Origin of the sequence: Glaciimonas sp. PCH181, from assembly GCF_003056055.1 — a bacterium.
Taxonomy (GTDB): Bacteria; Pseudomonadota; Gammaproteobacteria; order Burkholderiales; family Burkholderiaceae_D; genus Glaciimonas.
The window spans coordinates 1,025,195-1,050,963 of sequence record NZ_PYFP01000001.1; the positions used below are offsets into that span (position 1 = coordinate 1,025,195).

Genomic DNA, 25,769 nt, shown 5'->3' on the forward strand with positions numbered 1-25,769 from the left:
AAATTACTGCGCATGTCGCGGCTGGCTGTCGGACGCCGCATTCGACACCGCGTTATGAGTGTCGATAAAGCCGCCTCCCAACGCCGCCGCCAGTACGATTTGCTGAGTACGGCGATTCATGCGCAAATTGATCATGGTTTGCTCGCTGGAAAGTGCATTAACGCGTGCCTGATATACCGCCAATTGGGTGATCAAGCCGGCCTGATATTGACTCGTGGCCAACTGAAAAGCCCGATCGGCGGCATGGGCGGCGGCTTGTGCGTCGACTTGTTGCGCGTCGTTTGAGCGAATTCTCGACAGTTGTGTTGCAACGTCGGACAACGCTGTAACCAATGTCCGGTTGTAGTTCGCCACGGCAATATCAAAGTCGGCATAACTCACCTTAAGGCTGGCACGCAAGGCACCGCCGTCGAATATCGGCAGATGAATCGCCGGGCCGGCCGTTACGGTGCGGCTGGCGGCGCTCAAAAATCGACCGAAACCAAAGGCGTCCAGGCCTATCGCTGCACTCAAATTAATGTTTGGATAAAAATCGGCTTTTGCACTTTTGATGTCATGGGTAGTGACGTCAACGCGCCAGCGCGCGGCAACAATATCGGGGCGCCGTGCCACCAAATCTGCCGGCAATTGGTCGGGCAGTAGAACGACGTCACCGATACGCAACGCCGGTCGACGAATGGACAGGCCGCGATCAGGTCCTTGACCGAGCAACGCGCCCAATTGATAACGCGTGTCGAGCATCTGCCCGTTAAGCGCCGTCAGCGCCGCTTTGCTCGCCGCCAGCTTACTAATCGCGGTCTGGCGTTCCACCTCGGTATCCAGGCCGGAAGCGACGCGATGCTCGGAAATACGACTAATACCTTGCCACTGCTGCACTTCCTCTTGTGCCAGATCCCGCAGCGCATACAGGCGCGCCAATTCGTTGTACACACTCGCAATCGACGAACTCAGTGAGAGTTTGACTTGTTCGCTTTCGGCTTCTGTGGCCCAAAGCTTCGATACCGATGCACTCAAGGCCTGACTGTTTTTGCCCCACAAATCGAGATCGTACGACGCGCCCAGGACCGCCTTATTTTCCGTTGTCCAAGAACCCGCATACGGAGGAGGAATAAGCGCGGACTTTGAATACTGCTGCCGTGTCAATGAATAGTCTGCACCGACCTTAGGCAAAGTATTGGCGCGCGCCTCTTCGCTGAAAGCCGATGCAGCAGCGACACGTGCACGCGCTTCGTCGAGCGAAGGATTCGACTTTAACGCTTCGGCGAGCAATTCGGAAAGCTGCTGGTCGCCGAATTGGTTAGCCCAGTCGGATGATGGCCAATTCCCATGCTCAGAAGGCAAGCTCTTCACGTCCTGCTTGCCGGACAGTTCTGTGATGTGCTTTTCACTGCTGATTCCAGAAAAATTGGCGCACGAAGACAGTAAGGCCGCCATCAGCAGGGGCAATAAAAGGCGTGTAAAGCGCACCGTTTTTTGGTAGGTATATATCTGATTTTTCATTATCTGACTTGTCAGTTAAATTATTAAAAAAAAGCGATGACGCAATGACTTATGTCGCAAGAAATTTGACAAGTAGGCGATGAAATTCGATAAATTCGGCCGACGTGAAATTTTTCAGCTTCTGGTTCAGCACTTCCGGCGCAATTTTCGAACTTTCTTTCGCTATCAGTTGGCCTTTGGCAGTCAATTGCAAGTTCACGCTACGGCGATCGTCAACGCTCGGGGAGCGCGTCAGAATGTTTTGTTTTTCAAGTTTATCGAGCATGCGTGTCATCAGGCCGGTATCGATTTTGAGCAATTTGCTCAATTCGAATGGTGTGCTGGCCATACCGCGTGCCATGCCCAAAATGACGCCCATTTGCTGCCCGGTAATATCCAGATCTTTCAGCGCAGCATCCATTTCAATCTGCAATTCGTTTCTGGCCCTCATCAAGGAAAAGCCAACGCTGGTAGTTGGGTGATAATTATCTTTGGTATAGTGTTTCAATTGAACCCTCGCTTTGGATGAATTCAATATATCTGACATATCAGATACTGTCAAGGCAGATTATTGAATTTATTGGCTGTTATTAAAAGGTCAATAGGAGTTAAAAAATGTTCTTTCGGCCTTCTTGATGATCAGCAATCCGATCCATCCCCGCAAAGCTCAACGCTTTCCGGTGCTAAAGATGCGCCGCGCCGCTGGTCGCGGCACCTTCCTTCTTCGCGACGCAACCAACTGCAACACGCCACGACAAAACGGCCCGCAATTTCCTCGCATCTATTCATCTCGATGCAGCCGTTATATGGCTTGTTTGGAGGGCAAGCCATATCCAAGCTTGAGAAAAATTGACAACCAGGTTAATCAGGCCAGCCCCCAAGATTAACCGAAGCATTTTTATATGGCTTACTTTCAAAATATATACAGCTGAATAAACGGTGAGAAAAAAATCATCTATCCACAACACGAAGTTTTCTAGAATGTTGTTGGTGCGGAGCCACCGTCGATCAAAATATTTTGCCCTGTGATAAAGCCCGAGAATGCACTACATAAAAACGTACAAACTGCACCGAACTCCTCTGGCCGCCCCCATCGACGCGCTGGATTTTCATCCACTCCGATCTTAAACTGCTCTTCAAAAGTTCGGTTGCTGGCTTCTGCTTTTACTTGCGTCATCACCTTCATGCGATCCGTATCAAAAGGCCCAGGAAGGAGATTATTGATCGTCACATTATGTTGCGAATACTCCGATGCAATTGTCGAAACGAACGCGGTGAGGCCTCCCCGTGCGCCATTAGCCAATGGATGTAACTGACTTGGCACACGCATACCCTTCGACGTAATGTTGATAATCCGGCCAAATCGACGTTCAACCATGCCGTCAATAGTTGCTTTAATGAGTTCGATGGGGGTTAGCATAAGTCCCTCAATGGCGGTCATCCACTCGTCACGATTAAAATTTCGAAAATCTCCTGGGGGAATGCCGCCCGCACCATTCACAAGAATATCTACAACCGGATTAGCATTGACTGCCAGCAGACGGCCTGCCTCTGACGTAATATCAGTCGCCACCGTGGTGACCAATACCCCAGTCTCGTCGCGAATCATTTGAGCCGTTTCCTCAAGAATATTTTGGCGTCGCGCCACGATTGTCAGGTTAACTCCTTCTCGAGCTAACGCTAACGCCACAGCGCGCCCGAGTCCCTGACTAGCCGCGCAAACAAGCGCATGACGCCCTTTTATGTCTAAATTCATTTATATACTCCTCTTAATGTTGATATAACTTTTTTCAAAATCCTGTTTCCCGACTTCGACGGATTCACAGAATTTTGGTCGTTTGACCTTTAAAAAATGAAACTTTTTATTTCCGGCTAAATTAAGAAGCCGCGGCCTTTACGGCTCCCGCACCATCGAATTTGACTTCAAGTCCGCGTGAAGCGAGCCACTCGGCGGCCTCTTCGTGGCGCCGCAAAACGCGTTGAACCGAAGGACGTTGCGACAAGGTCATGCTATGCCGTGCCAAATGTGGATAGGGTGAAGTATCGAAAGCGGTGCCCGCAACACGAAACCATATCCAGTTAATATAAACATCTACAATTGACCACTGATCTCCGTACCACCAAAGGCCCTTCGAAAGCCGCTCATCCATCAAGGCAAAATTTGGCCGCATGGCTTGTTCTGCCATCTGGAATACACGTGGTATTGCTTCGACGGTGTCACAGAAAAAATGTGGAATGCGCAACCTTGTCACAAGTCCATGCAGGGTCGATGCGCAGAATGCCAGGTCAGCGATGACAAGCGCGTTATCGAAGTTATTTTGATAGACTGGCAGTAATTTTGCCTCTGGAAACTCACTCGAAAGCCAATGGAGGATCGCTACATTTTCCGTCAATACTTTGCCATCGACGACTAACAGAGGCACTCTTCCTTTAGGATTTAGAGCGAGGTATTGCGGTGACTGATGATCACCCCTCATAAAAGCGACAAGTTCTGTGTGATACTCGCAACCAATTTCTTCCAACGCGATCATTGGAACGCGGGCACATGTGTTCGGAGCAAAATGCAGTGTAATGTCCATTTCAATTCCTAAAATTTCAGTTCCATTTGTACATGCGACACGATCACTAGCGCCGACAAAAAATCGCTAATGTTCGGCCGCGACGATGAATACTCCTCCAGTAAACTTTCGGTCGCTCTGGCTAAAATTTGACCTGGTTTAATATTCGAATGATGAATCCTGGCCATTCCTCAAGTTCCCATTTATCAATTTTTTTCGACGAAACGATCACACATTTTTCCCACTGAAAACAGTGCCAGCATCGGCATAAATGAATGGGGGCTTTATATTGATTACGCTTTGAATTTTCCTTCAAACGCGAATGCGGTTATCGGCATGCGCGTGCTCGGGGTTTCTCGGGCCTGGAGCGCTTCCGGCAGCATGGCTTTATCACCAATTTTTCCAACTGCGACAACGGCTTCAACGGTGAAACCGATGGGAATATCAAGTAACCGAACCGATTTCTCCTTATCGAAGCCGACCATCGCGTGCGCGTGCCATCCGGACAAACTTGCTTGCAGGGCTAAATAAGCCCAGGCTGAACCTGCGTCAAAGCTATGGGAGACTGCGGGTACTTCGTCCTTACCGCCCAGTGGCAAGAACGTGGCTTTGGAAACCACCACGATTAGCAAAGACGCGTTCTTCGCCCAATTTTGATTGAATTCGTTTAATAAACTAAGCAGGCTGTCCCAGTGTGCGGTGCCTCTGCGCGCGTACACGAAGCGCCATGGCTGCGAATTGTAAGAGGATGGCGCCCAGCGCGCGGCCTCCATAAAAGTATGCACAGTGGCTTCGGAAATATCTTCGTCGGCATACGCACGTGGTGACCAGCGATTCAGGAATTGTGGATCGATAGCATGATCAGCTACGCGGGGCATAAATTGGGTCATTTTTAGAGCTCCAGATAAGATAATGTCATTAAGAATGCAATCGACCAGGGCACTTATACCGTGGCCGTTTTTAAAATAGTTGATGTCAGTCGACTACGTATTTCACCAGCGCAACGGCGTCGAATTGTGCGTAACATTTCGGCAAGACACCGCTGCTGCCACCCTTCTTTTCTTCGTGCTCGGTAAGCGCCGTCATTACTAACATTCAAAATCGAAAGATAAAAATCACTCTTCCCAATGCGACATTGGCAATCCCGCGACAGGGCTGGTGAAATAAGGAATGGTATCGGTGCGCAACCCGCCAAGATAGACAGTTTTGAGATCCGGCCCGCCGAACGTGATGCTGGCCAGCCAGCGACACGTTTGACCACCCGTCGCCAGGAGTGTCTCAAGAGAGACGGGATTGCCGGTCGCAAATTCTGCCTCGAACTGCGCAGTGCGCACGGGATCTCCATCGGAAAATAGTTCTAGCAGCTCGCCTTCCGGTGTGATTGCCACGATCCTGTCGGCAAAGATCATCGTAGCCCAAAGATTTCCATAACTATCAAAAGCTATCCCGTCAATCACGCCATCACCTAAGTTGTCAGGTCCGTAAACCTCGCGATCAGTTAAAGAGCCGTCGGCCTGAACACGCAGGCGCGTCACTCGTTTGGCAGTCGTTTCCGCAACGTACAACCATTCGTTATTCGCATCCATACGAATTTCGTTGGTGAAATGGAAGCTGTCCGCAACGACGCGCAGACCCTTCTCGTCAAGCAGAGCAATATAGCCGTCAGCCAGACCGGAGCAGATTGCATCACTCCATGGGTTTATCCGAGTGGACACAGTGATCCATATGCGATCCAGACTGTCTCGCAGGACAAAGTTGACTTTACCCATCGGAAGACCGTTGATGCTGTCGCACAATATTTCACTGATACCATCGCGCGTCATGCGTTCCAGACGATCCGTTCCAAAATTTGCGATCAGAAGATCACCGTTTTTTGCAAATGCAAGGCCATTAGGCAATGTACCGGTCAAGAGACTGCTCTCTGGATTTTCGGCAAGATCGAAATGATTGTTGGCGCTTTGAACAACCAACTCTTGATGACCGTCGGGCGCTATCTTGGTCACCCCTCCACGTGCGTCAGCGGCCCATAATGTGCCGTCACGTTCGGCAAGAATACACTCCGGCCGTTGAAGGTCTCGCCCAACAGTTTTTATCTTGGACTTGTCTACTTTCCAACCATTAAGGGGATTAACACCTTTATCTACGTTCATTTTTTTCACCATAAATTTCTTTGTCCAGTATTCCCCAGGAGGGGGAGCCGGAACTTCGGTTCAGTTCCGCCAGCGGAATCCCTGGCGCTTGGCGGAACCGTCGCTAAACTAACGTCGTACCCATTTGTATCGCAAGATTCGTGGACAAGTTTTAAACAGAAACGACTATGCGATTAGCCTGTTCTGCATCGTTTTATTTTCCTGCAACGTAACTACCGCGTCACAGCACCAATGACTCACGTGCCACAGTTTCAGGACGCATTTCGGCTCGGATAATTTTTTCAAACATGCGCCGCCCGGTCATGCAGACAACGTCGGCCTTAACCAGTACTTCGGATAGGCGACCTCCGTTTTTTTGAATCATTTGTTCAATATATTCCGTCGCCATCACGTCCTCGGCGCCCGTGGTTCGTCTGTTATTGTCGAATATCTGACGCGACACGGCAGGATCATCGCTCCATGACTGACCACTAGCGAAGAAGTAATGGGCGCAGTGATGGGTCGCAGGCGTTATACCGTGCAATACGCGAAGAGAACCTAAGGGTTTGCCCTGCGTCCCATCTTCATTTCTTGGTAAAAAGATTTGGGTGCCACCGACATGCAGACACGGAAGAAACAATTTGAGTCCTTGAATACGATCAACCTTGCCGGTGTATTTCAGCATTTCTGAGAAATATTGAGGAATGTTGACATCACGCTGGGTGTAGAGGCTCGAAATCCAATTTTCGCCGGTTTCGATGGCAGGCACGGTATTTTGCTCGCCACCGCCGGCACCGATATTCGGCATATGGAGATAGCCGATGTGCGTAAGATCAAAGAGATTGTCGTGTAGCAGCATATAGCGTCCAGAAACAAGGGTATAGCCGCCGATAGCCATTAAGTGCTCATTTGCACTAACGCCCAATTCCTCCTCAGTAGGAATTAAGCGCGTGTCGGCTAGTGTCGGGTCGCCCATCCAAATCCATAGCCATTTCCATTGTTCTACCAGCGGATAGGATTTAACTTTGCATGCTTGTGGAATAGCCAGTTGAGTCGGGATCCCGGCACAGTTTCCATCAGGTTGGAAAGTGATGCCATGATACCCGCACTGAATGTTGTCTCCCGCCACACGACTTTTACCTAACGGAAAGCCGCGATGCGGACACCGCCCTTCCAACGCAACAGCCTCCCCGTTTTCTTTGCGATAAAGGGCAATTGGTTCCTCCAGGATCCATCGCTCCATCGGCTCCCGACTCACCTCGTCGGACCAGGCCGCGATATACCACTGGTTTTTGGCGGCAAATAGTCCATCTGATAAAGGATACATTTTTTGCGTCTCCGTAGATTGCATTAATGAAAATTATGCGCAAGTCCGATTTGACTCTGCATTTCTTTTTAAAAATCCCATGCTGATCAATAGCAAATTTTTAGATATCAAGCACCAGCACCGGGCTTTTGGAACGCGAGCAACAGGGCGTGAACTGGTCGTTACGCGCGCGTTCATCGGCCATGAGAAACATGTCACGATGGTCTGGCTCCCCTTCCAGAATTTTGGTCAGACATGAGCCACAAACGCCTTGTTCGCACGATGACGAAATGTTGATACCGTTGGCGGCAAGTACTTGAAGTACGGATTGATCGGAAGGGATCAGGTATTCCCGACCGGTACTTGCGAGCTTGACCGTAAATTGTTCTGATGCAACCTCTTGATCGGAGTGTTCGGGCAATCTTGCATTAAAAAATTCACGATGCAAATGGCTGTTAGGCCAACCGATGTTAGATGCCGCGTTCAAGACAGCATCAATGAAACCAGGTGGACCGCAAACATAAATATGTGTGTCTTTAGTTTGCGATTGAATGATTTTCTCAAGGTCGGCAGGAGGTTGCTCTGGCTCGTCGTTGAAATGAATGCGCGCTTTCGCGGAAAATCCAGATTGATCTATCCGATTTAAAAACGCCGTACGACTTCTGCTCCTGGTGAAATAATGAAATTCGAAATCCGAAACACTGTTCGCCAGTCTTTCAGCCATACACAATATGGGTGTGATACCGATACCCCCGCCCATCAACAGGCTAGAGTGATTTCCCGGATGCAAAGCGAAGTGATTTCGAGGTTCGCTGATTTCTATAAAGTCACCTGCCTGTATATGTTCGTGCATATGCATGGAACCTCCACGCGATGATGCTTCTTTTAAAACTGCGATCTGGTACTGATGCTGTTCTATCGGGTTGTTACACAGCGAATATTGCCGAACCAGTCCGTCCTTAATAAAGACGTCAATATGCGAACCTGCACTGAAAGAAGGAAGCTGGTCGCCGTCAGGTTCAACCAGATAAAATGAACATACATCTTCTGCTTCGACGTCTTTTGCTTGAACTTTAACGCGCATTTTGACTTCCTTCATTTAACTTTCCTGCCCTGGGGATTTGATGTCGACAACAGTGGAACCGACGTTGCCGATGTTGTCCCCAAATGCACTTCACTCCATGACTCACTTTTCACGGACGCACACTTCCTATCAGAGGAAAAATCCCCGACGGCAGATGCGTAGATAAGTTTTAAACATAGTTAGCGCAGAAAATTTCAAACATTTTCTACTCTCAAAAATATGTCCACTCACGTTGTTCGCCTTAACACAGGAACCTCAGATACTTTTTCAAAAGTCGTGGCAGGCGCCGTCAAGGTAGCCTTTTTGCCGCGTAAATTACTGGTAGAAGGCTTGAGCAGAAAATGTGCGAGCGCTGGCAGTAATACCATTGCACCAACCATATTCCACAGGAACATGAAGGCAAGCAATAAACCCATGTCTGCCTGGAACTTGATGGGACTGGCAACCCAGGTAATCACGCCTATAGCCAGCGTCACGCCAGTCAACATGACGACTTTACCGGTGAACAGCAAGGCACGGTAGTAGGCCTCGGACAAGCTCATCCCTTCACGCATACGTGCCAGCATCACCGACAAGATGTAGAGCGCATAATCCACACCGATGCCCACTCCGAGCGCAATCACTGGCAGCATGGCCACCTTGACTCCCATTCCAAGCGCTACCATCAGGGCCTCTGCCAGCACAGAAGTAAGCATCAGCGGCACCACGGCAACGACCACCGCACGCCATGAGCGAAACGTAATGAAGCAAAGTATGATCACTGCACCATAGACCAGAAATAACATTTCATGCCATGCCTGTTTTACGACAATGTTGGTAGCCGTTTCAATGCCGGCGTTCCCCGCCGCCAGCAGAAATTGAACGTCCTTAGTATTGTTTGCAGCGGAAAATTCTTCAACCCGGTTCGCAACACGGGCGAGCGTATCGGCCTTGTGATCCTTGAGATAAACATACATGGTGAGCAGTCCGCACGAATCATTGTAAAGACCGCGCGGCGCCCCGGCTGTGACGGTGTTTAGCATGTCCTGGTTTTGCACAAGGTCATACCACTTCGGGTTGCCTTCGTTTAGGCCCGTTAATACCCGACGATTCAAAAGAGCCAGTGTATTCGTCGATTCCACGCCCTCAAGTTGACGCAGCTCCCATTCAAGTGCATCAACCCGCATCAACACATCATAGGAAGAGCAACCACCATTATCCGGCGTCTTAACCATGACCGCAAAGACATCGCTGCTGGCGCCATAGTTCGCGTTCATGAATGCTACGCTTTGGTTGTAGCGCGAGTCAGGTCGTAGTTCGGGTGCTCCAGGATCTAAATCACCAATCTTCAGATTCAGACTCATGGCAAATCCCGCCACTCCAAGTATTCCGCTCACAACGACTGCAACCGTCGCCCATTTGCGTTGCGTGAAAAGATCGAGAAAGCACCACATGGGATGCTTGCCCTCACCTGACATCTCGGCACTCTCCGCGCGCAGACTTCGTGCTGCAGCCTTGGCACTTACGCCGGTGTACGAAAGTAGAATCGGCAGCAGAATGAGATTGGTAAAAATGAGAACGGCTACCCCGATACTGGCCGCGATTGCGAGTTCCTGTATGACTTGAATATGAATCACCAATAGCACCGCGAATCCCACTGCATCGGCCAGCAGCGCCGTCAGGCCCGCTAAAAAAAGTCGTCGGAATGTGTAGCGTGCGGCGACCAGCCTGTGCGTGCCTCGTCCGACGTCTTGCATGATCCCGTTCATCTTTTGCGCACCATGACTCATGCCAATGGCAAATACCAGAAACGGCACCAACATCGAGTAAGGATCCAATGCATACCCTAACGTCGGCAAAAGTCCCAATTGCCATACCACAGCAATCAACGAACTGACTACAACCAAAGCCGTGCTGCGTATACAGCGGGTGTACCAATACACCATACCGGCCGCAATGGCGATGGCGATCCCAAAAAATAGCAGAATCTGCTTCAATCCGTCGATCAGATCGCCGACAAGCTTGGCGAAGCCGGTAATCTGAATATTGACGTTTTCCGCTTGATATTTAGTACGAATTTTTTCAAGGTCGGAGGATAACTTGACATAGTCGATTGGCTTGCCTTGCGCACCCTTATCAAGCAGAGGAACGTAGAGAGCACTCGATTTGGCGTTCAACGAAACGATCTGCCCAATTTCGCCCGAACGGGCAATGTTGGCGTTCAGCTTCGCCAGGCTTTTGGAGGAGCCATCGTAGTCTTCGGGAATGACCGGCCCGCCTTCAAGGCCCTCTTCAGTGACACCTACCCATCGTGTATTTGGCGTCCACAGAGACTTCATGAACGGACGATCCACACCGGGAAGTAAAAATACTTGATCGTTTATCTTGCGCAACGTATCCAGATAGGTTGCGTCGTAGATCGACCCTCGCTTATTTTCAACGGTGATGCGCACGGCGTTACCAAGTCCACTCAGCTCTTTTTTATACGTTAGATAATTAACGATATAAGGGTGGCCGGTCGGTATCGTCTTTTCGAAACTTGCGTTGAGACGCAGTTTGCTTGCTTGAAAGCCGAGTAATGCGGTGACGATGATGCACAGAAAAATGACGATCAGTCGATGATTAAATAACAGTCGCTCGACGATGGTCCCCGATTGTTTGTCAAAATCATCCAGATTCTGAACAATTGGTTGCCTTGGATTGCTTGACGGTATCACTTTTTAACTCCGGTGCTAGTTGTATCCCCGGGGATAGTCAAACGCGTTACCCCATTTGCACCGACAACAACTAACGCGCCATCTTGTGTGATCAGCAGGTCATTTATCGGCGGCAATGGTGACGTATGAATCGGTTTCAATGAAACCCCCAAGTCGTTGCTCATGAATAACTGGCCAGCCTGATTAGCAAGAATGAGAGAGCCTTTCCTTGTTAATTTTGCGGCGGTGAAAGATATCGGTGCCGCAACCGCTATCTTCTTCCAGCTCGCTCCCTGATCTGCGGAGCGGAATGCATTCCCACGCAGCCCTGCGACGACCACCTCGCCTGATGGAAATAGGGAGAGCGCAAAGTAGCTTCCCTTGTACGGGGTGTCTAATCGCGTAAAGCTCTTGCCACAATCATCCGATCGAAACAAAACCCCTTTTTCTCCGGCAATATAGAGTTGACTTCCCGAGGCGGCAATCGCATAGAGATGGAAATTTTGGGGATTATCTAAACGATCAAGCCAGGGAAGCCATGTTTTGCCGCCGTCTTCGGTGTGAAGAATTAAATTGTAGGCACCTACAATGACACCACTCTTGGCACTGTCAAAATGTAAATCTAAGAACGGCTTGTCCGCCCCATCCTTCACTAGAAGTTCTGCATCCGACAAAGCTTTTTTATTGGTGGGGCCATCAGATCCGGCTTCCTTAGACTTTATCTTAGCTGCCTCCAGAACGATCCTGGCGGCAGTCACGCCCTCAAACTGACGTACCCAAGTTTCTCCGCCGTCTTCGGTGTGCAGCACGATGCCGTAATGGCCAACTGCCCATCCTAGCCGGGCCGTAAGAAATTGGACTGCAGTTAGAGTGACGCTCACCGGCACCTTCGCTTGTCGCCAAGTCATGCCGTCGTCGTCCGATAGGACGATGACCCCGCGCTCTCCGACTGCAACCAGTCGATAACCAGCTTCCGCTACGCTTAAGAGATACGACTTGGCGGGCAGCCGCACCATCAGCGCGGGTCGATCAAGGGGAGAAAGCAACCCTTTACTCTGTGCCATTACAAAGTGCACGTTGAAAAGTGTGGTCGCTACAAATAATACAAAAATCGAATATCTTGCAAACATCTGATGTGCTCCGTCATGTTGCAGATGAGCCGGTGTCCCCGGCTTCTCATTGTTGCGCGAATAAGTTTTATCGCTGACCTTCGCCAGCCATCGCATCCGGCGTGAATACCGTATCGGCGTAACGCGGCATGATTTTATATTGCTCGGCCTTGTCGTTTAATACGCCATTGTCGTACCACGCACCAGACAACAAATCGTAAAATCCGAATTGCTGAGTCGGGGCAGTGGCGGGCAAATCCGGCATAACGATAGGATTCGTAAACATCGTCTTCCACAGCTGCCCATTTGCATCCCAGCGGTCTGCCAACACAGCAAGCCAAGTGTCTTCATCGAGGTAATAACGCCCCTTGGGTGCCTGGTGACGCTTGCCTGGAGCGAGTGTGGCTTCAACCACCCACACTCGATGAAGCTCCCAGCGGATGTAATCCGGATTCAAATGGTTTTTGCCTATCAGTTCACTCGTCTTCGCCTGCAACATCTTGTTATCGTTATAGGGGATATATATTTCCTTCTTACCTATGATCTTCCAGTCAAAGTGATCAAGGCGCCCTGCGAACACATCTATCTCGTCGAACGCCATAATCCCTGCGGTAGCAGGAGTCGGCGTGTCACAGCATGCAATCGGCAACTTTCTTACCCTGCGTTGTCCTGTTAAGTACACCCACGTTTGAGACTTGTCGAGGTCGACATTTTGGCGTTGAGTAATTGCTTCACCGGCACGGATAGGTGGGCCGGCGTTGAGTAGGCGAACCGTCCAGAAATCGCCTTTAAAATTATTCGCTGCGCCATCCTTGAAGTAGTATGGCATTTGAAAATCAGCGCGACCGTCTACGGTGACGATTGGCTTTCCGTCCGAGGTCACTTGGATTCCGCGGAAGTCAAGGTGCCAATCCGCACCGCGCCAGTGCAAAATATGATTCCACATAGCTTCCACGCCATTTTTCGGAATGGGAAATGGAATACCACCGTATGCGTCAACAAGCGCCAGGCCATTCAGTTTGGCATTGGTCGCATTCTTGGATGTATTGTCATAAACCCATTGAGGAGCTGCAGCTGTACGATGGGTCGGATATACCTCAAGACGATATGTCTCTGGGTACTTTTTGAGCATGGCCTTCACACCATCGGTGAGCTTGTCGGCATATTGATCCATATTCTTGGCGGTGATCGCGTACAACGGCTTTTCACTGGCAAACGGATCTGGTCGACGTCCACCATTGACGAAGCCGGGAATCGCTTTTGTGTAGCCGCCGTCCCAAGCAGGAATAGTGCCGTCCTTATTACCTGCGCGCTCGCCACCAAAGGGCGTAAGCGTAGTTTTCAATTGCGCGGCCTCATCTGCTGACACCGCAAATGCTGGGGCGCTGGCCAGTAGTAAGCCATACATTAAGGTAATGAGTTTAATTTGTGTGTGCTTCATGTCTATCTCCTTCAAGTATTAGAATGTGCGACTGGCATTGAACGAGATAAAATCTTTATCTTTTAAACTCTGCCCAAAGGTCTGATTGGTAACGGCGACAGTAACCAATGGAGTATTGAGGGGGCCGTAGTAATGCGTCAGGTTCAAGCCGAAGTGCCACACATCCAGATACGCCCCGTTAATACCGATACTCATATCACCGCCATTTTCGACTCCAAATCCACCGACTACAGAAGATCGACTGCCTTTTGGCGTATAGCTGATGCCAAACGGGACGCTAATATCTAAGCCAGGTAATACTTGCCGGTATGAAGGTTCGTAGACCGTACGCAGGGACCAGGCATCGCGGGTTGAATTCGGATCAAGTGTGCCGGGATTTTTCGTGATGCTGGTACGGCGGTTCCATGCCACCTCTCCAATCCAGCTCGCCTCGCGGGAAATAAAGTTAGGCCCTAATGTCATGATCCAGGAGACTTGCGCTTGCAAGGAGTTTCCAACTGCGTAGAGCGGATTCGAACTATTGTTACTTGAGTTGCTAAAATCTAGCCCCGCCGTGCTTTGCAAGTCGAGATTTCGGTGAACCGACACCTCACCAGCTATGTTGACATTACCTATTGAAGTGCTCGCACTTGTACCATAGGTTTTAATCCCTTCAGCGTAGGCAAGCTGATATTGACCGATCTGATTGGGCGCGAGCGGAGCAGAGGTGAAGACACCGGGCTTTAGTAATGCCTGAAAACTCCGATCGTTGTATTGAAGTGCGTAAAAGCCCAAATCAATGTCGCTACCTTCAGGTCGGTACTTCAGCTGCAGTCCACCCTGACCGGAGTTCTTTGCCTTCATGTCAGCTTCGCGCCCAAAAAAAGCGTTTGTTCCGGCGCCAGGAACAAACAGCATATTCCCACCTGGTAACGCAAAGTCGGGGAGGATACCGGCGAAATAGCTACCCATACCCGGCAGACGGTTTGCTTCCCAACTCAACTTGTAGTAGCCGCCGATTGAGACATTCGGGGTGATTTGAATCTGTGCCGATATTTGATTGTCAGGGCGAATCAGTTCGTTAAATTTTAAGTTGGGAACTGCCAATGCCTTATTTAGATCAATCGGTGCCTGGCCCGCTGCAATGCCATTTCCGCCAAAGAATAGACTTTCCCCCCAAATTAAAGCGTGCCGACCAATCCGAAAGGTTATCGGCATGTCGCCGATACCGGCTTTTCCAGATACAAATGCATCCAGTAAATCAAACTTCTGTCCATCTAAACTGCGAGTTGCACTGGAAAACTGGTTATTCCGTAGTCCAAAGGCATTTACTGTATTTGGAGTACTGGTATTCGCGTTGGATTTTTTGTAGACACTGTCATACCATGTGGCTCCGCTGACACGCACGCCGAAATCTTTGTAAGTAGCGTCGAATTCCGACAGAAGATCCAGCCGATTGGAGATCAAGCCCTTATTGAAGTTACGATCGCTGTCATCTTGATTTGGGTCAGAAGTCAGCAACGGCGCTTGCCCTTTGAGTCGAAATGCGTCGGAATACTTGAAGGTGTTATCCCAATGCATTTTCAGATCTGGGTTACCTGTATCCATTTCAAAAGCATACGCGTTACTGACCATCGTGATCGCTGCGAGCGAAAGTGCGCGAAAGGGGAAATGACGCGCGGAATCACTACGTTTAAAACCATTTTTTGAAGTTTTAAAATATTTCACTACTGTCTCCTTTTTTATGAATTCCGATATACCTTTTTAATCGGTATTTTTTTGTCGGTCCTTTCTTAATACGGAAAGAGTTTTGCAAACACCATTACTTTGGTGCCTAACTTGCTCTTCCCTTTCTGGCGTTTCTATCCGCCATCATTTGTGATGCATTTTCTTGGCCGGCGTATATCCTTCGAAATATTCGACGTCCCATGCCGGTGGCTCTTGAAAGAAGGGCGGCACGTTATGAACAAAGGACAGATAACCAAACAGAGGCTCCTTCCAACGTCGCGGAATCCAGCTATCGTCGACATAGTCTCCATCGGCACCATATTCAGTCTCACCACCTGTCGGGCTCGGAATATAGTAAAAAAGCGCGGAGTCGATACGATGGCGTCCGAGGCCCAAATGCGACTTATCCCAACCACACCGTTCCATGTGGTTAGCACCAACCATGACCTCGTCAATATCTGCAACGCCAAAATTAACGTGGTGAAAGCGGACGTTTCCGTCATGTCCGGGGAGTGGCGCATGAGCGTTCATAAAGAAGATGTTGTGGTGATTGTTTGCACCGTCGCAACGCGCATAGATTCCAAAACCTTCTTGATAATCCGACAGGCGGAAGCCGAGTCGATCTTTAAAAAAATCGAACGACTTTTGAAAATCCTGGAAGGTAAAAACAACGTGCTGAATCGTCTTTGGCCTAGCACGTGTCAACCATTTTCTAGGCCGATTCAGACGATTAACGGTTCCAGGAGAGTTAAGAGGATCTGGAGCCGTGATTACTTTTTTCTTGGCGTATATCCGAAGTGCCAACGGCAAGCCGCAATCACTTAAGAATCTTACGGTGCCGTCGCTTTCACGCTTGATGTCACGATCGCGCTCCAGGTCGGTAGTAAGACGATCCAGGCTCGATTGTGAGTCGACACCCCAGACCACCTCCCTGACACCTGTTCCCATCACCGCCGATTTTGGTAAAGATGGGTCGGTGATATGGCGAATAATAACGTTTGCCCCATCTTCAAGCTGAAAATGGCTTTCGGTCGCACTTGATGCGATAAGAGTCAAACCGAAGTCGTCAAAATACTTTGTACACAGTGCGATGTCGTCAACACCGTAGATAAGAGTCTCAATTCCAATAATGGCCATAATATTTCCTTTGATATTCCTACTCTGTTCCAAGACTGCGCCACCTGGCTACTGCTGCTATCGACTCATCGATCCAAGATGGCAACGGCCCTTGTCCATCCGGCTGAGGCAGCACGAATCTTGAACGGAAAACAGGAGACGATGAAGCCATCGGCGGGCAGCACCTCAAGGTTGTGGAGCTTTTCGAGGTGGCAATAGCCAATGTCACGCCCGGCTTTGTGACCTTCCCAGATCAATGTTGCATCTTTAGTTGCGGCATACTTTTCCTTCGTATAGGCAAATGGCGCATCCCAACTCCAACCATCCGTGCCAGTTACGCGTACTCCTCGCTCCAGCAAATACATGGTGGCGTCATACCCCATACCGCACCCTGACGTAACATAATCGTCGTTACCATAGCGGGAGCCGGCTCGCGTGTTAATTAACACGATTTCAAATGGCTTCAACGCATGTTTGATACGCGCCAGCTCCGCCTCTACGTCAGAAGCCTGCACTACATAGCCGTCAGCGAAATGGCGAAAATCAAGTTTTACACCGGGCTGGAAACACCAATCCAATGGGACCTCATCGATGGTGATCGCTCGTTCGCCTTTGTTCATGGTGGAGGCAAAGTGGTAAGGTGCATCGAGATGCGTACCGTTATGCGTGATCAATTGAATTCTTTCAATTGCCCACCCTTCCTCATCTGGAAGATCTTTGGCTTCCAAGCCAGGGAAAAAACTGACCAGTTCGGGGACTGACATCTCGTGGTTGATATAGTCGATCCTTGGCCTGTATATAGGCGGGTCGGACACGATGTCATTCTCGAGATAGATCGAGAGGTCAATTATTTCCCTGGTCATGTCCGTATGCCGCTTGCACCAAGTTCAATAAATGTCTCTGCAATCCAATCCGCGATGTAATCGCGCGCGTTGTCCTGATTATCTGCACTAACGTGCTCTACTCCACCTTCTCTCTCTGTAAAGAATTTGAGTTCACGCTTGGGACTATTGATGGCACCTTCGTATTCCTGGTGCGCATACTCCAACGGAATTTGCCGATCCTTCGCACCGTGGGTCACAAGAAAAGGAACGGTAATCTTGTCGACTACATTCTCTAGCGTGACACGGGGAGCAAACGCCATAAACTCCTCCAAACTTTTCTTGCCCCATACCCATTGGACATGTTCCCAGTAATGCGGAACTGGACAATCTCCCTCACGGGCGAGGCGGCGCTTTTGCAGTTCACCCCAGTTGTAGTTCGCGCCCCACGCAACGCACAACTTGATTCGTTTTTCAAATGCTGCCGCGCGTGGTGCGTAATAGCCGCCGAGCGACCAGGCAGATACCCCAATGCGATCCGGATCGACATCCAAACGCGTCTCCAGATAATCAATCACCGCAGCTGCCCAAATTTCGCATTCAACGATGGCAGGCAGGTCGTGAAGCCTGAGCGCTTCACCAACTCCGGGTTGGTCCACCATCAACGACGAGATGCCACGCTTTGCCAGCGATTGCGCAATGCCGGAGCCATAGATCATTTCCTTCGTGCTATCAAGTCCGTTCATGTGTACAACACACGGTGCATGTCGGCCTGCGGGACCCTCGGCGCGGACAAACAAACCGGCTAGGGCCTTACCTTGATATGGGAAAGTGACACGCTCGCAATTTTCTTCATGTAGTTTGACGAAGCGGGCGAAGGAATCGAGCATCTTCTTGAAGACTTCTTTTCTTGGCGCAAAATTGCGTTCCTGCATGCGTTCGGCCGTGAGGTAATACGTGGACGCTCTGCCGTACTTTGCGCCAGCACTCAAGATGCGGCCTTTAGCCTCATCTTCCAGCGCTAGCTGGACCAATCGATCTGCCTGTTCACACCATGCAAAAAAAAATGCTTCGGTGCCGGCATCATCCCCGTTCTTGGACGCGTCAATCAGCTTACGACAGATGGTATCGACCTCACCATAGTTACCACCCATTGATAGCGCAAGATTGGCTGACAGGTTCCAGACGTAATTGCTTGGAAAATATTCGAGCATTTGTAATGTCCTTAAGAGTTAAATAATCTGGTTATAGAAGTTGACTTAAGCAAGTCTGGAAGACAAAACAACAACATCGATCACAACAAAATATTCTTTTGCCATACGGCTCAGAACTTTTATCCGAACCTGATCGCCCAACGGTCGAAAAATGTTGAATATGGGTAGCCGAAGCGGCGTTGTTTTCCTTTACCTGCCACTCAAGAAACGAGGCGCCTCTGGCAGCGCGACCTCGATCGCAAGCGATGAGCCTGCACGCTGTGAAAGGCCTTAAGCAGATTGTCGGCTTTGGTTTTAGGAGGGAATATAAAGAATTCTCGTTCGCCTTTTTGCATGCCGTACTGATGCAGCGTCATGATTGTCTCTTTCGATTATGCTCATGCCATCGCCGCTTATCGGCTGTCATGATTTTGTTGCTTTGATTATCGAAGAGCGCGCGATATTTTTACAGTTTATTGTTTAAATTGGATACATTTACCATATCAATACTGATGCTGCGCGGCTCTAACGGTCAACAGCGACGTCGATTGTCTCGTCATAGCACAGCACAGCCACTCCTTGGGCTTCGGCAACGCGCTGCCCTTGCTTGGTATTCGAGGTGTTTACGCGACTCTCCGGGTATGGACATGAATATTCATCGGCAGTAATCGTGTCAGTTGCGGATTCCCGCGCGCACTATGGGCACAATGGCATTGAGCAGGATCGCGAGAATGTGCGGCCGGTGGGATATCGGGCGATACCCCTTCACATCCGGCGTAGATTGCAGATGTTAGGATTTCACCTTTTGTGGTGCAGTCCGTGTCCTTTTTTTCTTTCGCGGATCGATCTCGTTCTTGTCGCTGGATTCCTCACTCGTCGGCGCATGTATTTTCGGCATCTCGTTTGCGACACGTTTGAGCAAGTCACGGAACCAGGATATCGCCAGATCGCGCTCCTGGTATTTATGCCATTGAAGCATTTCGACAATCCCCGGGATCGCAATAGGGCATGGGAATATGCGCAGAGGAGCGTTTCGCACCATGATGTTGGCCAAACGTGTCTGCAAAGTCGCGACGCGATTTGTACCGACAAGCATGCCGGGCACGATAGTAAAGCTTGGAACGATAACTTCCCGACGTCGGGCATACCCGTGCTTTTCGATTAGCCGCTCATCAATCGTGAGCAGTCGTCCTGCACCCCATTCAGTACCAATGTGGCCTAACGACATGTAATCGTCGATCGTAAGCTCGTCGCCTACCGACGTATTTCCAATCCATGTGACGCAGGAGAAAGTGTCATCAAACAGAGGTTCTGAGGGGTGATTTGCCGAGGTAAAAAATTCCGGTGCGATTAAAAGCTCGATTTCTCCACTATCGAGGTTTTCGTGGGAATGCGTGCCAATCAGACGAAGATCAAATTGCATAAGCGGCGCCTCCCAAGCGGCACGTCGAATTACCTCCGAAATAAAGACATTCATTACGTAATCTGAGCACTCAACTGTGATCTTCCTCATTGAGGTTGTTGGGTCAAAGTGAGGCTTTGTCGTGGTAATCGCCTGCACTTGGAGCAGCACATCCCGGACCGGCTTCACAAGACTGTCGGCCAGCGGAGTAAGGACGAGAGTCTTACCCACTTGCGTAAGTAATTGATCTTCGAAGAAATCACGTAATCGTGATAGTGCGCAACTAGTGGCAGGCTGACTTAGAAACAAACGGTCTGCCGCCTTAGTGACACTGCGTTCGGCAAGAATTGCGTCTAAGACAACGAGTTGATTCAAGTCTAATTTATTGTAACGCATACAGACTCCCCACATTGATTTGGTAAATGCATCAAATTTAAACAATAAACTGTGAAAATGTCACGCGTTCTTTGACAATCGGAGCAACAAGATTTTGGCGGCTGATAAGCGGCCATAACATCTCCAAAAATGGAAGGAGACAAATTTTCGCAGGAAAATTGCCACGTCGCTTCAACATCGGCCTTCCAATTACCAGGTTTCCCCTTCATGCGGGACGGGCTCGCCAGTGAGCGGTTACCTTGCGCGTACTTTGTGGTTTTACAAGCCGCGCGAACACTCGATTCGATCCAGTAAACAAAAGTGTAGATGAGCAATCAACTTTTGTTACTGACCCGAATTTTAAACAAGTAAAGAAAATGCATTTTTTATTAAAGGGCTTGAATCGTGAGCACATATGATTTTGATTTATTTACGATTGGTGCCGGTTCAGGCGGTGTTCGCGCCAGTCGGTTTGCCGCCCAATATGGCGCGCGGGTTGCGATTGCCGAGCAGCAATACCTGGGAGGCACTTGCGTCAACGTCGGATGCATACCAAAAAAATTGATGTCTTACGCAGCGCATTTTCCTGACGACTTTTCTGACGCGCGTGGCTTTGGCTGGACCTTGGGCGAGGCTGCTTTCGACTGGAAGACGCTGATCGCAAACAAAGACCGCGAAATTGAACGACTCAACGAAGTGTATCGAAAGTTACTAAAAGATTCCGGTGTCAGAATTCTGGAAGGACATGCGCAGATACTGGATGCGCATACGGTCTCAATTGATGGCCGACTTTTCACAAGTAGGCATATTCTAATCGCGACTGGCGGCAAGCCGACGCTGCCGGAGTTGCCGGGCTGCGAGCACGGCCTTACCTCTGACGATTTTTTCCGCTTGAATGCATTGCCGAACCGGGCGCTCGTCTGCGGCGGCGGATATATCGCTGTGGAGTTGGCCTCGATCCTGAACGGACTGGGTTGCGAGGTAACATTGGCATATCGCGGCACACAGTTGCTGCGCACCATGGACGCCGATCTGGGCGTCTTCCTGGCGCAAGAAATGACAAAAAAAGGGATCGATATTCTGTTCGAAGCCGATTTGCACGCCATCAGCGAAGATGCTGGCGACCATAGTATTAAGCAGGTGACTTTTAAAAGCGCTAAAACGATCGAAACCGATTGCGTGCTTTTTGCCACGGGTCGCCACGCGAATACGCGTGGGCTCGGATTGGAAAATACCGGGGTCCGCATGCACGCCAACGGGGCGGTGATGGTGGATGATAATTTTTGCAGCAACGTGGCATCGATACATGCGATTGGCGATGTAGTCGATCGTATTGCGTTGACGCCAGTCGCGCTGGCAGAAGGCATGATAGTTGCCGCGCGCTTGTTCAATGGTGCAAAGGCGACCATGTCGTACGATAAGGTCCCGACCGCAGTGTTCAGTCACCCTAATGTTGCCACGGTTGGTCTGACCGAAGCAGCGGCACGCCAAGTGTATGGAAAGTTGCGCATCTTTAAGACGCAGTTCAGGCCACTGAAGCATACCTTAAGCGGTAGTGGGGAACGCGTTTTCATGAAGTTGATTGTAGACGACCGTACCGACCGCGTGCTGGGCGTTCATATGGTCGGTGCCGAGGCTGGTGAAATCATTCAGGGTTTTGCCGTGGCACTGCAATGCAATGCAACCAAAGCGCAGTTCGACGCAACGATTGGGATTCACCCCACGATGGCGGAAGAGTTTGTGACCATGCGCACAGCGTTATGATTTTTCTTTGGACAGGCCGATAAAAACACATCGATTGCGCGCGCTACCGTATCCCGTATTTCAGCTACGGACATGACGTGCCCTGCGCAGCTTGGATCAACTGGAAGTGCCTTAGACGAAGCCAGCAACGCGCTGATGCAGTCCGGAATGATTATTGGAGGTAACTTGGCAACCAAGATATTTGACAGAAAGGAACTTGATCCTTGCAATGCCCTGGACTATCTAGTGGGAAAGGTACGTGCTGCGATTCTCGCTGCACTCGATCAAGAAATTCAGCCGCTGGATATCACCGCTGCGCAGTATGCCGTCATCGTTAATTTGGGTAACGCTCAACCGGGGTCGATAGCAACTCTTTGCAAGACGTTGTCTTATGATCCTGGCGCAATGACTCGCATGATTGACCGGCTGGAGCGAAAGTATCTCGTAAAACGACTGCAGTCGCTGGATGATCGTCGGGAGAAGACTCTTGAGCTTACCGAAGCAGGTTTCGCTATTTATCTCAAAATATCCGAATGTAACGCGAACGTCCTGCGCCGACTCCTTGAGGGTTTTACGCAGGAGGAGATCAAGAAATTGAAGAGTCTGATGCATAAGTTGCTGGCGAACACCTAATTACTTATTTCAGGCCATGTGCAAAATCGGGATCAGATAAGAGTCGTCGGCAATCAGAATGCTTGGGTAAAAAGTTACGGCATTGGTTTTGGCATAAATCTACAGATTTACGTTGCGCTAATGCTTTTTTTCCTTATTTTGAATTTTTTTGTTATTTCAATTGCGGACATTTCAGCAGCTACCGTTACCATTAACGTCCGAATCCAATTCAATACCGGGTCGCTTTCTTGATATTTGTGCCACTGCAGTACTTCGACGAGCAGTGGGATCGATAGTGGGCATGGCAATACCCGGATCGGCCATTGTTTTGAGGCCAGCTGAGCGAGCCGGGTTTGCAATGTTCCCAAGCGATTGGTACCAGTCAGAAACATTGGCACCTGGGAAAATGTCGACACCCAGGCCTCGGTTCTTCGTGAGGCACCATATTCTTCAAAAACTTTAGCATCCACGGCCTTCAGTCTGCCAGCGCCCCACTGGGTGTCGACATGACCGAATGAAAGGTATTGCTCCAATGAGAGCGTATCACCGATCTCATGATTGCCGGTCCATGTCACACAGGAAAACGTATCTTGAAACAACTCTTCTGCTGGATGATTTTTTGTAGAATGTGTATCACTGACGATGAGAAGATCCACGTCGCCGCTATCTAGCTCCTCCGAGAAACGTGGCGAAAAAGCACGAAAATCAATCGCGATGCCGGGTGCTTCAATAAATGCGCGTTCAACGACCATAGGCATAAATATCGCAGCAACGTAATCCGATCCCGTTATCTTAATCGTGCGTTTCACCTTGGACAGATCAACGTCGACGGCGGAGGTAGATGTAATGGCTTGCAATTGCAGTAAGACGTCGCGCAGCGGGCGCTCCAGCGATAGAGCGAGCGGGGTAGGAATCATTGCTTTACCCACTTGGAATAGCAGATCGTCTTTGAAGTATTCGCGTAAGCGGGTTAACGCACAACTCATGGCTGGGCGACTTAAATAAAGCCGGTCTGCCGCTCTACTGACGCTTCGTTCTGTGATCAGCGCGTCTAGACAGACGAGATTATTTAAATCCAGTTTATTGAATCGCATAATTTTCTTTGTGTTTATAAAATAAAGCATCTTAATTTAAATCATAAACTTCCCAAACACATGGGTCAAGATTAAAATCCTCTTACAATTAGAAGATTAGTGGAGACCACCAGTGATTACGCTCTATGGATTTGTTCCCAGTTTTGGTTTGCCTGACCCAGGTCCGTTCGTGCTCAAAACCGAAGTGCAGTTGAAAATGTTGAACTTAGATTACCGGCGCGAATTGAACGGTCTCCTAAATGCCCCAAAAGGCAGACTTCCCTACATCAATGACGATGGCACCATCGTTGCCGACTCGACATTTATTCGCTCATATCTGGAAAAAACATATTCCGTTGATCTGGATGAGGGTTTTGATGAAAATCAACGGTCCTTTGCCTGGACAGTGGAGCGGCTGGTAGAAGACCACATCTACTGGACCATGGTGTACTCAAGATGGGCCATTGATGAGAATTTTGCAAAGGGGCCGTCTCACTTTTATGACGGGCTTCCAGAGAAAGTACAGCAGATTACTCGGGACAGATCTCGCCGCAACGTCCTCTCTTATTTGCATGGCCAAGGTATCGGACGGCATTCAATCGATGAGATCGGTGATATGGCGGCACGTTCCTTTACATCGCTATCGCGTTTATTGGGGGATAAACCTTTCCTGCTTGGTAATAGGCCTTGTGGAGCAGATGCGAGTGTATTTGCGCAGATCGCTAGCGCGCTGACGCCATGGTTTGAATCGCCAGTCCGGGATGCCGCCCAAGCCCATCAGAATCTTGTCGAATATAGCGACCGAATGATGGTTCGATACTACCCGGATTTCGTACGAGAGAGTTAGCGCGGCTCATCGCATTCTATTCGGCGATCAACGTAAGCGATCAATCAACTACGTCCTTTGTGGCCAAAATGATTTATGCAGCAACCTGACCCGTTGGCTGTAAATTCCACGGCAGCAGCGCGTCGTAGTCGCCATAGTATTGGCGTAAGGGAGTGCCGTGAACAGCTCTGTGAAATACTAAAGTAATCCCCCAGCAAAAGACAGCCGCGTATAAAAGTAGAATTTTCTTAAATGCAATTTTGAGGATCTTTTACATGAAGACATCGTAAGCGATCATTTGAGCACGTCTGGTAAAGACTCCCTGTATTAGAGATGATGGTGTCCACCTATATAAGGGGACACCTATGGAAGAGAATCCGTCAGTATTGTCATGCGCTCTGGTCATCAAGCGCCTGCGGGATGGTCGTTGTCAATACGACCGTCGCGCCAAACGCGAATTGGTGGAAGCCAGTTTGCAACCGGGTATATCGGTCGCCAAACTGGCGTACCAGCATGCCCTGAATGCCAATTTATTGCGCAAGTGGATTGTGCAATACCACCGCCAGGCAGATATGGATCGGCTGAAGGTTACGCCTGTGCCTGCACTGAGTTCTGCTTTTATTCCGTTGGTGGCGGTTAATCCAGTAACGCCGGCACGGATGCCGACGCTACGTGCCAGATTATCCAATGGGATTGAGATCGATGCCCATTGCGCGACCGGCGATGAGGTATTGTCGCTCCTTGAAATGCTTTGCCAGTTGCCATGTTCCGCCTCGCTCCGAACCTGAAGGTACATTTGCACCGGGATGCGGTCGATGGTCGCAAGAGCATTAACGGTCTTGCTGCCATCGTCGAGCAGGCGCTGGGGTTGGATCCGTTTGCACCGGCCGTGTATGTCTTCTGTAACCGGCGGCGCGACCGCATCAAATTGCTACTGTGGGATCGCACCGGTTTCTGGTTAATGTTCAAGCGACTGGAGGCGGACCGCTTCGCCTGGCCGCGTGAAGCCGCGGTCCTGGAACTGAGCGTCGAACAATTACACTGGCTGCTCGATGGCATTGACCTCAGCGCCATGCACAAACATCCGCCGCGCAGCTATGCGCGGGCGAGTTGAGGCAAA

At 49.8% G+C, this 25,769-nt stretch carries 22 protein-coding genes; 5 read left to right on the forward strand and 17 right to left on the reverse strand.

Annotated elements, in window-relative coordinates; genetic code table 11:
- Positions 1–3: 3 nt before the first annotated feature.
- The 16 genes from C7W93_RS04575 to C7W93_RS04655 all read right to left on the reverse strand — a co-directional run bounded on the left by C7W93_RS04575 (position 4) and on the right by C7W93_RS04655 (position 20,416).
- Positions 4–1,500 (reverse strand): efflux transporter outer membrane subunit, encoded by a 1,497-nt coding sequence (locus tag C7W93_RS04575; RefSeq protein WP_108438960.1) that lies wholly within the window; start codon positions 1,498–1,500, stop codon positions 4–6.
- 49 nt (positions 1,501–1,549) lie between these two features.
- Positions 1,550–1,987 carry a MarR family winged helix-turn-helix transcriptional regulator gene (locus tag C7W93_RS04580; protein ID WP_108440477.1) on the reverse strand — a complete coding sequence of 146 codons (438 nt, stop codon included), beginning with the start codon at positions 1,985–1,987 and terminating at the stop codon, positions 1,550–1,552.
- A gap of 468 nt (positions 1,988–2,455) precedes the next feature.
- A complete protein-coding gene (locus C7W93_RS04590) occupies positions 2,456–3,235 on the reverse strand; it encodes an SDR family oxidoreductase (protein WP_108438962.1) in 780 nt (259 codons plus the stop codon).
- Between the two features lie 121 nt (positions 3,236–3,356).
- Positions 3,357–4,058, reverse strand: coding sequence for a glutathione S-transferase family protein (locus C7W93_RS04595; RefSeq protein ID WP_108438963.1), 702 nt, complete (start codon positions 4,056–4,058; stop codon positions 3,357–3,359).
- Positions 4,059–4,330: 272 nt separating this feature from the next.
- The gene (locus tag C7W93_RS04600; RefSeq protein WP_108438964.1) at positions 4,331–4,927 is read right to left on the reverse strand and encodes a nitroreductase family protein; all 597 of its coding nucleotides are present in this window, start codon (positions 4,925–4,927) and stop codon (positions 4,331–4,333) included.
- 225 nt (positions 4,928–5,152) lie between these two features.
- Positions 5,153–6,187, reverse strand: coding sequence for an SMP-30/gluconolactonase/LRE family protein (locus tag C7W93_RS04605; RefSeq protein ID WP_108440478.1), 1,035 nt, complete (start codon positions 6,185–6,187; stop codon positions 5,153–5,155).
- A 220-nt stretch (positions 6,188–6,407) separates the two neighbouring features.
- Positions 6,408–7,493, reverse strand: coding sequence for an aromatic ring-hydroxylating dioxygenase subunit alpha (locus tag C7W93_RS04610; RefSeq protein ID WP_108438965.1), 1,086 nt, complete (start codon positions 7,491–7,493; stop codon positions 6,408–6,410).
- Between the two features lie 100 nt (positions 7,494–7,593).
- The gene (locus tag C7W93_RS04615; RefSeq protein ID WP_108438966.1) at positions 7,594–8,571 is read right to left on the reverse strand and encodes a PDR/VanB family oxidoreductase; all 978 of its coding nucleotides are present in this window, start codon (positions 8,569–8,571) and stop codon (positions 7,594–7,596) included.
- Positions 8,572–8,783: 212 nt separating this feature from the next.
- Complete coding sequence (locus C7W93_RS04620) at positions 8,784–11,249, reverse strand: RND family transporter (RefSeq protein ID WP_108440479.1); 2,466 nt, start codon at positions 11,247–11,249, stop codon at positions 8,784–8,786.
- Entirely contained in the window at positions 11,249–12,457 is a 1,209-nt protein-coding gene (locus C7W93_RS04625; RefSeq protein ID WP_108438967.1) for a YCF48-related protein, read from the reverse strand. Before C7W93_RS04625 ends, C7W93_RS04620 begins: the two co-directional genes overlap by 1 nt.
- Complete coding sequence (locus C7W93_RS04630; protein ID WP_108438968.1) at positions 12,429–13,781, reverse strand: DUF1329 domain-containing protein; 1,353 nt, start codon at positions 13,779–13,781, stop codon at positions 12,429–12,431. Before C7W93_RS04630 ends, C7W93_RS04625 begins: the two co-directional genes overlap by 29 nt.
- A gap of 18 nt (positions 13,782–13,799) precedes the next feature.
- A complete protein-coding gene (locus C7W93_RS04635; RefSeq protein ID WP_225869747.1) occupies positions 13,800–15,488 on the reverse strand; it encodes a DUF1302 domain-containing protein in 1,689 nt (562 codons plus the stop codon).
- Positions 15,489–15,632: 144 nt separating this feature from the next.
- A complete protein-coding gene (locus C7W93_RS04640; RefSeq protein WP_108438969.1) occupies positions 15,633–16,625 on the reverse strand; it encodes a VOC family protein in 993 nt (330 codons plus the stop codon).
- Between the two features lie 65 nt (positions 16,626–16,690).
- Entirely contained in the window at positions 16,691–17,467 is a 777-nt protein-coding gene (locus C7W93_RS04645) for a cyclase family protein (RefSeq protein ID WP_108438970.1), read from the reverse strand.
- Positions 17,464–18,639 (reverse strand): S9 family peptidase, encoded by a 1,176-nt coding sequence (locus tag C7W93_RS04650; RefSeq protein ID WP_108438971.1) that lies wholly within the window; start codon positions 18,637–18,639, stop codon positions 17,464–17,466. The genes C7W93_RS04645 and C7W93_RS04650 overlap by 4 nt, the downstream gene beginning before the upstream one ends.
- A 769-nt stretch (positions 18,640–19,408) precedes the next feature.
- A complete protein-coding gene (locus C7W93_RS04655) occupies positions 19,409–20,416 on the reverse strand; it encodes a LysR family transcriptional regulator (RefSeq protein ID WP_108438972.1) in 1,008 nt (335 codons plus the stop codon).
- 384 nt (positions 20,417–20,800) lie between these two features.
- Here C7W93_RS04655 and gorA point away from each other — a divergent pair, with 384 nt between their 5' ends.
- Complete coding sequence (gorA, locus tag C7W93_RS04660) at positions 20,801–22,159, forward strand: glutathione-disulfide reductase (RefSeq protein WP_108438973.1); 1,359 nt, start codon at positions 20,801–20,803, stop codon at positions 22,157–22,159.
- Between the two features lie 165 nt (positions 22,160–22,324).
- Positions 22,325–22,771: a MarR family winged helix-turn-helix transcriptional regulator gene (locus C7W93_RS04665; protein ID WP_161539879.1), complete on the forward strand. Its 447-nt coding sequence runs from the start codon at positions 22,325–22,327 to the stop codon at positions 22,769–22,771.
- A 107-nt stretch (positions 22,772–22,878) separates the two neighbouring features.
- On the opposite strand, the gene C7W93_RS04670 is transcribed toward C7W93_RS04665, so the two are convergent.
- Positions 22,879–23,844: a LysR family transcriptional regulator gene (locus tag C7W93_RS04670; protein ID WP_161539880.1), complete on the reverse strand. Its 966-nt coding sequence runs from the start codon at positions 23,842–23,844 to the stop codon at positions 22,879–22,881.
- A gap of 112 nt (positions 23,845–23,956) precedes the next feature.
- On the opposite strand from C7W93_RS04670, the gene C7W93_RS04675 reads away from it, so the two are divergent.
- The 3 genes from C7W93_RS04675 to tnpB all read left to right on the forward strand — a co-directional run bounded on the left by C7W93_RS04675 (position 23,957) and on the right by tnpB (position 25,763).
- On the forward strand, positions 23,957–24,670 hold the full coding sequence (locus tag C7W93_RS04675) for a glutathione S-transferase family protein (RefSeq protein WP_108438976.1): 714 nt from the start codon (positions 23,957–23,959) through the stop codon (positions 24,668–24,670).
- Between the two features lie 344 nt (positions 24,671–25,014).
- Positions 25,015–25,437 carry a transposase gene (locus tag C7W93_RS04680; protein ID WP_108438977.1) on the forward strand — a complete coding sequence of 141 codons (423 nt, stop codon included), beginning with the start codon at positions 25,015–25,017 and terminating at the stop codon, positions 25,435–25,437.
- Positions 25,413–25,763: an IS66 family insertion sequence element accessory protein TnpB gene (tnpB, locus tag C7W93_RS04685; RefSeq protein WP_108438978.1), complete on the forward strand. Its 351-nt coding sequence runs from the start codon at positions 25,413–25,415 to the stop codon at positions 25,761–25,763. Before C7W93_RS04680 ends, tnpB begins: the two co-directional genes overlap by 25 nt.
- Positions 25,764–25,769 lie beyond the last annotated feature (6 nt).